The following is an 11439-nucleotide window of genomic DNA, read 5'->3' as shown; positions in this document are numbered from 1 at the left end:
CGCCTGAGGCCAGAACCTACGACGCCAAAGCTGGGCTTCGGATCAGCTCAGCCGCACCGTGCCGAGCTTGCGAAGGGGTCCCCATTGCACGCCGATCCGGGGTCCCGTTCCAACGCTTTTTGACATCCGCTCGTTGAAGGCGAGGCGCTCAGGCTGGTAGCGCCGCACGGCCGCCGCGACGGCGCGCCGGATCTGCGGATCGAGATCGGGTCGGTCGAGATCGTCCATGACCTCGCTCAGGAGGTCGCCGAGCGTCGATGCCATCGGTGTCTTCCAGCGGAGGCGGAGAGGACGGCGGGGCGCTGGGCTCCGCCGTCAGGAGATTGGCGGCCGCGAAATGCAGCCAGAGCGACGGCAGCATCAGGGACGCGGCGCGATGAACTCGAAGACGATGTCCGCGATACCTGCGGTCGGGGCGGCCCCGGTCGGCGCGTAGGAGACGTACGGCACCGTGTCGGCCGCGAGCTTGGCAAGCGCGGTGGCGGTATCGGGACGCTTCACGCCCAGGGTCTGGGCCACGGAATCCGTGGCCAGGACGAGGTCGCTGCCGCCGGGGGTCGACCCGACGACCAGCGGGTTGGTGGTGCCGGCGTTGAAGGGCTGCGAGATCACGACCGTGGTGCGCGTGATGATGGCGCCCGCCGGAATACCGTTCTTGAAGGGCAGACCGGAGGCGAGGTTGGCGTCGGAGAACATGACGCGCATGGCGACTTCGCCGACCTGCGAGTGCATGGGCGTGCGAACGGGCGGCTTGGTCGGGGTGGTGTTGGTGGCCATCGGGGCTCACTCTCCATTCGGGGCGACGACGAGCCCGCAGGCGGCCCGAGAGCCGACCGCGAACAGGTTTTTCAGGTGGAGTTGGGCGATCAGCCGGCGTTGACGGCGTAGGTCGGGATCACGATCGCAGCGAAGTCGCGGCCGTTGTAGGTCGTCTTCTTCAAGCCCCAGATCGCCCAGGCCGAGACCTCGAGTTCGCGCTTGTGGTCGTAGAGCTCCTCGTTCCAGCGATACTTGTTCTCGCCGCCGCCCTTGCCGAAGGCGGCCGTCGCGGCCTGAGCACCGAGAAGCACGGCACGGCGCACGGTCGGCAGGATCGTCTTGCCGTCGGTTCCGACGCCGTTGGTGACCTGCTGGGACTCGCGCAGGATGACGTTGTTGTAGACGCCGAGCGCACCCGAGAAGATCGGGTTCTTGGTGACCTCGCCGCCCTGCATCGCGGCCTTCTGGATATCGAGCCACTGACCGGCGGAGGTGTTGGTCCGAAGCTGCGTGACCTGCGTCGGGTGCAGGTACATCACCCACATCTCGCCCATGCCGCCGGTATCGGCCGGTCGCATCTTCACGTCGCCGGCGTTGCCGCCGGTCTTCGCGATCTCGACCGCCTTGTCGATGAGATCGAGGGTCATGATGTCGCCGGCGACGAGCAGGCCGTCGTTGGCGCGCGCGTTGGGGCGCAGGATGCGCGTTGCGGCACTGACCACGTTGTTGCCGGTGAATTTCACGCCGCCGGAGCCGTCGACCGCGATCACGTTGGCGGCGGTGAAGCCGCAGACGTGGTTGAAGAACGTCACCGACGTGCGGAGCTGGAACCAGTCGACCAGGCCGTCATGGGCCTCGTCGCGCAGGTTGAACGGCACGCGCTGGGAATCGATGGTGTTCTTCGAGCGGATGCCGACCACGTTGCCGAGCTCGTCGATCGTGATCGCGTCGCTGTTGGTGGTGAGCTGCTCGCCGTTGCCCTCGGCACGGTCGGACGAGGTGAAGCCGTTGCCGGAGAGCTGCATGCGCAGCCCGAACGTCACCTTGTCGCCGGTGCCCTTCTGGGTCTCCGTCTTCACATGGATGATGGACTTGGCGGATTCGCCGAAGAGCGGGGCGATATCGAGCGACTTAGGGGCTTCGGTGGCGAGCTTCTTTGACCAGATCTTCGCCGCCATGGCGTCGTTCAGCCCATAGGTGGTCACGGCCATCGGAATGGTCCTTCGTGGATCAGGAAAATCGAGGGAAGGGTTCGTGCGCGCGTGCGTCGCGGGCGGACGAAGGCCGGGCCCCTGCTGACCGTTGGGGACGGTGTTCGGACGGGCGCCGTGCGTGGCGCGGACGAAGGCTCTGACGCGGCCGTGCGGATCGCGTGACGTGCGATCGGGCGGACGGACATGCGGATGCGCGCCGGGAGCAGGGCTCAGGCGCGGTCAGCAGGTCCGGAAAGCTCTGGGATGGCGCGGGGCGACCGATGTCGGCCATGCGTCTCGCGACGCTTCCTATTGCGCGAGGATTGCCCGTCGGGTCAAGCGGAGACCTTGCGCACCGTCGGGCGCCGGAACCGGACCACGCCGCTCGCCGCCGCGCCGTTGACGAGCCCGACGCTGATGTAGAAGGACGGGCTCGTGATCGCCCCGTTCGCGGGGATGACGAGCTTGGGGGTGCGGAACACGCCGGAGAACGTCTTCGCCGGCACTCTGTCGGCCGCGACGCCGGACGTCGAGCATTCCTTCCCGGCGACGAACGTTCCGGCTACGGTCGCCGCAACGGTCACCTCGATGGACACCGCGTTCGCGAGCGGCGTGTCGACCGCGATCTCGATCGCGCCCTGAAGGACGTCGCCGTTGGAGACGTTCGCGGCAGGGATCGACCAGACCGCGTTCGCGGCGGGCGTGGAGACCGAGGGCGTTCCTCCGAGGGTCAGCCGCTGCCACGGCGTGCCGTCGTTCGGATCGGTGTAGATGTCGAAGACGGGCGCGGCGCCGGTCGAGCCGCCAGCCTGGAGCGCGGTCGCCACCGTGCCGGTCGCGGTTCCCACCTTGGCCCCGCTCGTGCCGGACATGGTGGGATTGGAGACCGGGTTGCCGCCCGGATTGTCCGTCGACCAGGCATCGGCGTTGCTGGTCGACAGGAAGCTCGGGAGGGGCAGCAAGCGCTCGATGATGGGCTGGAGCGCCTGCGCGATGCGGAAGCCGCCCTCGGGGTTCGGGTGTATCGAATCTTGGAAGTAGGCGTCGATGCAGTCGCCGGACGCGGAGCCGACCAGCGCCAGCGCGGGCCACGGATCGGCCGTGTAGACGTCCGCGAACGCGCGGTCCTGGTCGAGCAGCCATTGGTGCGTGCGCAGGTGCCACGCGAGCTGCTGGCCGGAGAGCCTGGACCCGCTGGAGCCGCCGCGCGGGGTCTCCGCGACGAAGACGACGATCTTGCCGGCCGCGAGGAGGCAGTCGCGGATCTGGGACAGGTAGGAGAGCGTCCAGTCCCAGCCATAGCCGCCCGACCGATCGTTGGTGCCGGCGAACACGATCACGATGCTCGCGTCGGTCGCGGCGGCGGCCTGCGCGTAGGGCAGAACCTGATCCGTCCGGTATCCTGCCGTGGCGAAGTTGTAGCCCGGAACGAACTCGCACCGCGCGCCGCTCAGGATGCCGAGCCATGTCTGCCAGCCGGCGACGCGGCGGGTGATGCTGGGCAGCGCCATGGAGAGGTTGTTGGCCGACCGGCTGTCGCCGACCACGGCCACCCGGCGGTTGAGCGGCAGACGCGGGCGCGCCACGAACGGCGCCGCGACGGCGGGCGGGATGATCGGCATGGTCTGGGCTCGCGGGCATGAAAAAACCCGCCTCGGAGGGCGGGTCGGGCAGGGCGGCGAAGGGGCGGGGCGCGGCGGCTATGCGAAGTCCTGGACGACCACGCGCCCACCGGCGGAGCTCGCGACGACGTAGACCGGGCCGAGCGCGGCCTGATCGGAATCGTCGCCGCCGCCCTGGCCGTTCGGGGTCGCGGGCACCTCCATCGGCCAGCCGTACCCCGGCCTCAGAGTGGAGGGGTCGAAGCCGTAATGCAGGAGGCTGCCGCCGGTGTTCAGGATGCGCCAGCGCGAGCGCGCGGTAGCGGCGGGGAGAACCTGCACGACCGTCGTCGGGTCGCTGGCGCTGTAGACGGGGATGTCGAATGCGTTGAGCTTGCCGCTGGAGCCGGCCATGGTGTCCTCGCTGTTCTGATGGAAGGGAAGCGGCCGCGAGCGGGCCGGAGCCGGGCCGGCGCGGCGATGGAGCGCGCCGAAGGGCGGCCGTCAGGTCAGCTCTCGGCGCCCATCAGCTTTCGGACCCGCGCCGGGTTGCTCTTCATCGCCTTCTCGAACTCGGCCTCGCTCATGCTCGCCAGCATCTCGAAGGTGAGTTCGCCGGCCGGGGCGCCGCCGGCCGAGGACAGCGACTTGCCGATGCGCTGGCCGGCCTCGATGCGCGTGGCGCGCTCGGCCGGGGTCTCGGTGGGCGCTGCCGGCTGGGCCTCCGGGGCCGGCTCGGCGGCCTTCGGGGCGAAGCCGCGCGCCTTGGCCATCTGAAAGACGATCTCGGCCGGGGAGCGTCCGCCCTGGATGGCCGACTGGACGAGGGCGAACTCGTCGTCGTGCGCCGCCTTCAGGGCATCGGTGTCCGACATGCCGAAGAGCTTCATCTCGGCGACGCGGCCGGCGAAGAGGTGGTTGTAGGCTTCGGCGAAGGCCGGCTCGGCCGCCATGACGCGCTGAACGTCGGCGCGATAGGTGTTGAGCGTCTCGTTCCGCTGGGTCTCGGCGGCGCGGGATTCCTGCGCGTGCTTCTGCGCCTCGGTGAGCTGGGTCTGGCCGGTGCGGATGTCCGCGATCTGCTTCTCGAGATACCTGGCGTAGCCGAAGATGTCGTCGTCCGGGTCCGGCGCCTTCTCGGGCTCGGCGGAGGCGGCAGGCGCGGCCGCAGGGGCGGCGGAACGCTGCGCGGCTTCCGTCAGCAGGCGGAGGCGCTCGTCGCCACGCGCATGCTTCTCGCGCAGCTCGGTGACTTCGCGCTCCAGGGCCTTGCGACGCTCGCGCTCCTGGTGGAACGCGCCGTGGCGCACGAACTTGCCCTTGTTCTCCTCGGCGGAACCGTCCGCCTCGGCATCCGGGTCGACGACCTCGCCGGGGGCCGCAGCGGCCTCGGGGGCGGGCGCGGCAGCCTCGGGGGCGGCGTCGGCGCCGGACGGACCCTCGGCGCTGCCTGCTGCCTCCTGCGGGGCATCCTGCCCGGATGCGTAGGCGTCGAAGGCGGCCTGCTCTTCGGGCGTGAAGGCGTCGTCGCCCTCGCTGGTGGCGAAGTCGTTCATGTGGTCCTCATGACGTGAAGGAGACGGAAGCCGGTCTGACGCGCCGGCTGGGCGATGGGGATCAGGGGCGGCGGCGCTTCAGTCCGCGCGGCTCATCTTCGGGGAGCGGATCCAGCGCCGGCATCGCGACGGCGCAATCGGAAACCGTCATGCCATCCTCGACGGCGACGCTGGGCTCGTCGGGCTCGTCGGGCCAATGCGGCTCGGGCGCCGAAGCGAAGTGCGGCGCGGGCTCGACGGTCGGCTCTGGCAGAACCGGCTCGGCGTACGGAGCGCACGCCGGATAGGTGCGCTCTAACTGATAGATCGCAGCGTCCCGCAGGAGGCACAGCAACTTGCTCGTCGGGTCCATCTCATGGGGCCGGCGGGCGCGACGCAGCCCCGTGATGAGGCGACCGTGCTCGGCGCGGAGGGGGTCGCGGGCGCGCTCAAGGAAGCCTTTGAGCTTCATAGCTTCGGGGGCGAAGCTGTCATCCTCACGGAAGATGACCGATCTGCTTGTCACCTCCTCGACCACAACAAGACGGCCAAGGAGATCCCATCGCGTGCCCTCGCGGACCGCGTTCTTGTCGACTGCCATGGAGAGCTTCCTGTGCTAGACCGCGAGGGCCTGTTGCGGCTGCGGAGGCGCGGCCAGAGCCGCCACCTTCGCGAAGCCGTCGATGTGGTCGTGGTGGGTGAGCGCCTGCTCGCGCCCGGCCTTGGCCTGCTTCAGCGCGGCACCGGCGGTGAGGTCCTGGATCCTCGCGACCGCCGTCTGCACCGCGATCTGCTTCTGCTGGGCCTGCTCCGGGTTGTCGCCCTGCTGGGCGAGCAACTCGCGCATCTTCGCGACGAAGCTGTCCGGGAACGGCGAGTAGGGCAGGATCTCGAGGAGCACCTGCGGGGTGATCATGTCCTTGATGATCGGCAGCACCGCCGTGAAGGTCGCCCACACGACCTGCTGCTGGTTCGGCGAGGACGGCGCGTCGTCGATGATGACGTCGTAGTCGCCCGCCGTGTGGTCGCGGATGAGCGGGACGACCTTCTGGCCCTGCTGGCCCGTGATACGGATCAGGCGGCCGTCGGAGAGGAAGTTCTGGATCAGGAACAGGCGGACGCGGCCGATATGCTTGCGGGCGCGGCGCAGGCTGTCGAAGAGCTGCGCGAGGATCGTCATCGCGGCCTGCTTGCGCTGGTACTCCAGCACCCCGGCCTGCTGCTGGTTCTGCTGCCCGAGCAGCTCGAGGTTCACACCCGAGGAATCGCGGATCGACATGATCGCGAACTCCATGAGCTGGTAGTGCCCCGACGGCATGACCGGCAGGGGCTTCTCCTTCATGCGGCCCTGCACCAGCGTGCCGTCGGCGACCCACGACACCGCGCCCGGCTTCGCATAGGAGCGCTCGAACTCGCGCTGGTCGGGAACCGCAGTTTTCTCCATCAACAGGCCGCCCTTCGACTGCCGGTTCAGCATGTCGATGGTCTGGGACAGCCACTTGTTCGCGAAGCGCTGGGGATCGCGCATCGGGCGCACGATGCCGAACCAGGTGCCGCGATTGTGGTCGCGATCTCCGGTCACGCAGGCGTAGGAGAAGCGCTCGCCGCCGGGCGAGGGGGACTCGTCGAGCAGGATGCCGCCAAGAAAGGCGCGCCGGAAGACCCGCTTCGTGATGCGCATCGCCTGGAGCGGCAGGCCCATCGCCTCGGCGCGCGCCTGAAGCGCTGCGGCCTGCGCCTCCTCCATCTCCACGGTCTGGCCCGAGGTCGGATCGACGACGGCGACGACGCGCTTGCGCTCCCACCACTGGCACTCGACGACGGTGACCTTGCGCTCCGAATCCGGCTGGGCGGCGCGGTCGCTGCGGCGCTCGCCGGGCTGGATCTGGTGGTGTTGCCCGTCCTCGCGGTCGTCGGCCCAGGCCGCGTCGAGATCGGCCGGATCGATGTCGGGGAAGAGCTGCTCGGCCTCCTCGCGGTCCATCGACTTCGCGCGCCACAGCCGGCGGGCATCGGCGAGGTTCCGCTTCCGGGCCGAGGCGTCCCAGAACATCTCGAGCGGGTTTACCCGATCCTCGACATAATCGCCCTCGGGGTTGGTCTCGTAGTCGAGGCGCATCGGCGCGACGCCCGACGCTTTCGCCACCGATCCGACGCGGGCCGGGCGCGGCGTCGTCCAGGTGAAGACCACGTCCGACCTCGTCTTCCGCAAGAAGTGGAAGGACGAGGCCGGCGCGATCAACCTGCCGGTCTGGATCGCGGTCCAGGCCATCGTCGAGGCCCGGCTCACCGGCGCGTCGTGGGCCTGCGTGGCGGTGCTCGTCGTCGGGCACGGGCTCGACATCCACGTCATCGACATTCCGCTCCATGCCGGGATCTGGGATCGGCTCGTCGAGGAGACGGCCGCATTCTGGGAGCGCGTCGCGACCGGCGAGCCGCCGGCCGCCGACTATGCCCGCGACGGCGACACCATTGCCGACCTGTGGCCGCCGGACGCCGACGTCGAGGCGCTCGATCTGTCCGCCGACAACCGGATGCCGGCGCTCCTCGACGAGCGGGCCGAGATCAAGGAGCGCGTGAAGGCCGAAGAGAAACGCCTCGACGAGATCAAGGCCGAGATCGTCGAGAAGCTCGGTGGCGCCACGCTCGCCCGTCTCGGCGACGGCCGCGAGGTCGTCCGCGCCATCCAGCGCCGCGCCGAATTCACGGTGAAGGCGTCGAGCTTCCCCGTCCTCCGCATCCGCCAGCCCAGAAAGGCCGCAACATGAGCGCCGGCAACGCCCTGTCCATTTCCGACACCGAGCGCCGCATCGCCGAGCGCATCGATCCCGAGACCACGCGGCGCCTCGCCGTCTCCGATGCGGCCGGCGGCCTGTCCTTCGTCGACATGGCCCAGGTCATGGAGTTCGCGAAGCTCATGGCGGTGTCCGCCGTGGCGGTGCCGAAGCACCTGCGCGGCAACCCCGGCGCCTGCGTCGCGGTCGTCATGCAGGCCGTCGAGTGGCGGATGTCGCCCTACGCCGTGGCGAACAAGAGCTACAGCGTGAACGACCGGCTCGCCTACGAGTCGCAGCTCGTCCAGGCGGTGATCCTCCAGCGCGCTCCGATCAAGGGCCGCTTCAAGGTCGAGTATTTCGGCGAGGGCGACCGGCGGAAGTGCCGGGTGACGGCGGCGCTCAACGACGGTTCGGGCGAAACCGTCAGTTACGAGTCGCCCGAGTTCGGCAAGATCCAGCCGAAAAACTCGCCGCTCTGGAAGACCGACCCGGACCAGCAGCAGTTCTATTATTCCGGCCGCGCGCTCTGCCGGCGCCATTTCCCGGACGTTCTGCTCGGCGTCTACGCCAAGGACGAGCTCGAAGATGCCGGGCGCGATCCGGCGCAGGCCCGCGACGTCAGCCCGCCGAAGGGGCTCGACGCCAAGCTCGACGCTCTCGCCGCGAAGCCGAAGCCGGCGGAGCGTGCCCCCGTCGACGACTTCGTCGACATGACGACCGCCGCGCAGGCGGAGGACCAGGTCGACGAGGCGCGGGGCGAGCAGGCACCGGCGGACGACCAGGCCACCGCTCCGCAGATCGACGCCAAGAGCCCCGATTACGCGCTCGGCTATGAGGGCGGCATCCAGGGCATGCGGAAGGGCCTGACCGCCCAGATCAAGGCCGACCCGGTGCGGCTGGCGAACTACGAGGCCGGGCACGCGGCCGGCGTGGCGCAGTCCGAGAAGGAGGACTGAGCCGTGCTGATCAGAGTTGTCGATTTAGAAACCACCGGCTTCGAGCCGCCCGAGGCCGCCGTCTGCGAGATCGGTTTCTGCGATCTCGTCCGCGACGACGACGCTTGGCTCGTGGGCCTGCCCGCGCACCTGCTCGTGAACCCAGGAAGGCCGATCCCGCCGGAGACCTCGGCGGTCCACCATATCATCGACTTCGACGTGCGCGAGGCACCGGGATTCGAGGAGGCCGCGCGGGCAGTCTTCTACGACGAGGAGCGCTACCAAGCGCTGCGCGTCGTTCTCGTCGCCCACAACGCGAAGTTCGAGCGTCAGTTTCTGACGCCGGAGGTGACCGGCCCGGTCGAGTGGGTCTGCACCTACAAGTGCGCCCTGCGCATCTGGCCGGAGGCGCCGGCGCACAACAACGGGACGCTGCGCTACTGGCTGAGGCCGCAGGGCCTCGACCGGACCCGCGCCGATCCCGCGCACCGTGCCGGCCCCGACGCCTACGTCACCGCGCACCTTCTCCGGGAGATGCTGAAGGAGGCGACGCTCGAAGAGCTCGTCGCGTGGTCGGCGCAGCCCGCGCTCTTGATCCGCTGCAATTTCGGCAAGCACCGCGGTACGCCCTGGAGCGAGGTCCCGTCCGACTACCTGCGCTGGTGCGCCGGCCAGAAGATGGACGAGGACGTCGCCTTCACCGTCGAGCAGGAGCTCGCTCGTCGGGCGAGGGCGCGGTGATGGCCGGCCGTTCCCCCACCGACATCGACCGCCAGATCGGTCAGCGGATCGTCCATTACCGGCAGGCCGCCGGAGTGACGCAGAAGGACGCCGCCGCCGCGCTCGGCATCAGCTTCCAGCAGTTCCAGAAGTACGAGAAGGGGCAGAACCGGATCAGTGCCGGCAACCTCCATGCGCTCGCGATCCGGCTGTGCGTGCCGGTGGAGCGCTTCTTCGACGTGCGCGAGGAGGCTTTCTGATGCCTCGCGCCACGCTCCCCGCCGACGTCACGGTCGGCACTGTCCTGCGCGAGGCCCGCCGCCGCAAGGGCCTCACCTGTGCCGAGGTCGGTGCCGCGATCGGCGTGCACGGCAACCTCATCGGCCTGTGGGAGCGCGGTGGCGAGCGTCTCCCGGCTGCGCGGCGCCCGCAGCTGGCCGAGCTGTTCGGCCTCGACCCGGCGAGCCTGCTGCCGCCGGACCTGATGGCCGTCAGCGCGGAGGAAGCCGAGCTCATCGGCGCCTTCCGCTGCATGGACAAGGACCAGCGCGCCAGCCTCTTGCGGATCGGCGGCATGATGGTCGACGGGAGGATCGCGGCGTGAGCGCTCCCCTCGTAATCGACAGCTTCGCGGGCGGCGGCGGCGCGTCCGAGGGCATCGTTAAGCTCCGCGTCCTCGACCTTTTCTCCGGCATCGGAGGCTTCGGCCTCGGCCTGGAACGCACCGGCGGCTTCGAGACCGTCGCCTTCTGCGAAATCGACCCTTTCTGCCGGCGAGTGCTGGCGAAGCATTGGCCCAAGGTGCCCTGCCACCATGACGTCGAAACCCGAGACTTCGTCGCAGGGGAGGCCGATGTCATCGTCGGAGGCTTCCCCTGCCAAGACATCAGCTTCGCTGGCCGTGGCGCCGGCATTACCGGCTCCCGTTCTGGTCTCTACCGGCATCTGGTTCGAGCCATTCGCATGGTTCGACCCCGCTTCGCGGTCATGGAGAACGTGGCAGCGCTGCTTGATAGGGGATTGGGAACCGTTCTCGGGGACTTGGCCGAGGACGGGTATGATGCGGAATGGGATTGTGTGGGCCCCGACCAGATCGGCGCGTCCCAGCATCGTGAGCGCGTCTGGGTACTGGCAGACGCCAACCACGAGGGACGCCAAGGGCCAATCTGGGCTGGGCAATCGCACCAGGCGCGGCCGGAATGGCAAGCTGCATGTCGCGAACCTCTGCGATCAACTCGTGGATATTGGCCGCCCGGACCTCGTGAGGTCGCCGACATTCCGAGAATGGCTGATGGGCCTGCCGATCGGGCACACCGCCTTGCCGCCCTCGGCAACGCCGTCGTCCCGCAAATCCCGGAGATGATCGGCAACGCGATTCTCGCGATCCGCGAGGCCGCTCCCATGCCCCTCTTCGCAGCAGCGTGAGCGCCATGACGTCCTTTCCCGCCCTCACGATCTGGCAGCCGTGGGCCACGCTCATCATGGCCGGCGCGAAACCTCACGAATTTCGCGGATGGGCCGCACCGAGGCATGTTCGCGGCAGGCGCATCGCGATCCATGCCGGCGCTCGCCCGGTTCGGCTGTCGGAGCTGCGTGCGCTGCGCCTCCAACTCCGAGGCGACAACGCCACCGGCCTCGACGCTGAGATCGCGCTGCCGCTCCTGGAGCGCTGGACGCAAGATCCATCGACCCTGCCGCTCGCGTCCGTGCTTGGCACCGCCGTCATGGGCGAGCCGGTGAAGGCGCACGAGATCCCCGCCTATGCCGGGCGCTTCGTCAACGACTCGGACCGGGATGACCATGCGAACTTCGCGTGGCCGCTCGCCGACATCCAGATCTTCATGCCGCCGATCCCGGCGAAGGGCGCGCAGGGCTTCTGGAAATGGACGGCGCCGGTGGAGGCTATGGCCGATGTCTGA

15 protein-coding genes are annotated in these 11439 nt (G+C 69.3%); 7 read left to right on the top strand and 8 right to left on the bottom strand.

Features of this window, described 5'->3' with window-relative positions:
- Window positions 1–42: 42 nt before the first annotated feature.
- The 8 genes from ACP56T_RS14720 to ACP56T_RS14685 all read right to left on the bottom strand — a co-directional run bounded on the left by ACP56T_RS14720 (window position 43) and on the right by ACP56T_RS14685 (window position 7279).
- Window positions 43–264 (bottom strand): hypothetical protein, encoded by a 222-nt coding sequence (locus ACP56T_RS14720; RefSeq protein ID WP_430912881.1) that lies wholly within the window; start codon window positions 262–264, stop codon window positions 43–45.
- A gap of 96 nt (window positions 265–360) precedes the next feature.
- Entirely contained in the window at window positions 361–777 is a 417-nt protein-coding gene (locus ACP56T_RS14715) for a hypothetical protein (RefSeq protein WP_430912880.1), read from the bottom strand.
- Between the two features lie 89 nt (window positions 778–866).
- Complete coding sequence (locus ACP56T_RS14710; protein WP_430912879.1) at window positions 867–1970, bottom strand: N4-gp56 family major capsid protein; 1104 nt, start codon at window positions 1968–1970, stop codon at window positions 867–869.
- Between the two features lie 317 nt (window positions 1971–2287).
- A complete protein-coding gene (locus ACP56T_RS14705) occupies window positions 2288–3574 on the bottom strand; it encodes an SGNH/GDSL hydrolase family protein (protein ID WP_430912878.1) in 1287 nt (428 codons plus the stop codon).
- A 78-nt stretch (window positions 3575–3652) separates the two neighbouring features.
- Window positions 3653–3967 carry a hypothetical protein gene (locus tag ACP56T_RS14700; protein WP_430912877.1) on the bottom strand — a complete coding sequence of 105 codons (315 nt, stop codon included), beginning with the start codon at window positions 3965–3967 and terminating at the stop codon, window positions 3653–3655.
- Between the two features lie 95 nt (window positions 3968–4062).
- The gene (locus tag ACP56T_RS14695; RefSeq protein ID WP_430912876.1) at window positions 4063–5109 is read right to left on the bottom strand and encodes a hypothetical protein; all 1047 of its coding nucleotides are present in this window, start codon (window positions 5107–5109) and stop codon (window positions 4063–4065) included.
- Between the two features lie 61 nt (window positions 5110–5170).
- On the bottom strand, window positions 5171–5689 hold the full coding sequence (locus tag ACP56T_RS14690) for a hypothetical protein (protein ID WP_430912875.1): 519 nt from the start codon (window positions 5687–5689) through the stop codon (window positions 5171–5173).
- Between the two features lie 15 nt (window positions 5690–5704).
- Complete coding sequence (locus ACP56T_RS14685; RefSeq protein WP_430912873.1) at window positions 5705–7279, bottom strand: portal protein; 1575 nt, start codon at window positions 7277–7279, stop codon at window positions 5705–5707.
- Here ACP56T_RS14685 and ACP56T_RS14680 point away from each other — a divergent pair.
- The 7 genes from ACP56T_RS14680 to ACP56T_RS14650 are packed head-to-tail and all read left to right on the top strand — an operon-like array spanning window position 7269 to window position 11439.
- Entirely contained in the window at window positions 7269–7856 is a 588-nt protein-coding gene (locus ACP56T_RS14680; RefSeq protein WP_430912872.1) for a hypothetical protein, read from the top strand. The genes ACP56T_RS14685 and ACP56T_RS14680 overlap by 11 nt on opposite strands.
- Entirely contained in the window at window positions 7853–8821 is a 969-nt protein-coding gene (locus ACP56T_RS14675) for a recombinase RecT (RefSeq protein ID WP_430912871.1), read from the top strand. Before ACP56T_RS14680 ends, ACP56T_RS14675 begins: the two co-directional genes overlap by 4 nt.
- 3 nt (window positions 8822–8824) lie before the next feature.
- Window positions 8825–9541 (top strand): exonuclease domain-containing protein, encoded by a 717-nt coding sequence (locus tag ACP56T_RS14670; RefSeq protein WP_430912870.1) that lies wholly within the window; start codon window positions 8825–8827, stop codon window positions 9539–9541.
- On the top strand, window positions 9541–9780 hold the full coding sequence (locus ACP56T_RS14665; RefSeq protein WP_430912869.1) for a helix-turn-helix domain-containing protein: 240 nt from the start codon (window positions 9541–9543) through the stop codon (window positions 9778–9780). Before ACP56T_RS14670 ends, ACP56T_RS14665 begins: the two co-directional genes overlap by 1 nt.
- Window positions 9780–10124, top strand: a complete 345-nt coding sequence (locus ACP56T_RS14660) for a helix-turn-helix domain-containing protein (RefSeq protein WP_430912868.1) — start codon at window positions 9780–9782, stop codon at window positions 10122–10124. Before ACP56T_RS14665 ends, ACP56T_RS14660 begins: the two co-directional genes overlap by 1 nt.
- Window positions 10121–10945: a DNA cytosine methyltransferase gene (locus tag ACP56T_RS14655; protein ID WP_430912867.1), complete on the top strand. Its 825-nt coding sequence runs from the start codon at window positions 10121–10123 to the stop codon at window positions 10943–10945. Before ACP56T_RS14660 ends, ACP56T_RS14655 begins: the two co-directional genes overlap by 4 nt.
- Before the next feature lie 5 nt (window positions 10946–10950).
- The gene (locus tag ACP56T_RS14650; protein ID WP_430912866.1) at window positions 10951–11439 is read left to right on the top strand and encodes an ASCH domain-containing protein; all 489 of its coding nucleotides are present in this window, start codon (window positions 10951–10953) and stop codon (window positions 11437–11439) included.

The sequence above is a fragment of the Methylobacterium endophyticum genome (assembly GCF_050591105.1).
Taxonomy (GTDB): Bacteria; Pseudomonadota; Alphaproteobacteria; order Rhizobiales; family Beijerinckiaceae; genus Methylobacterium.
This window is presented reverse-complemented; position numbering and strand designations above follow the sequence as displayed.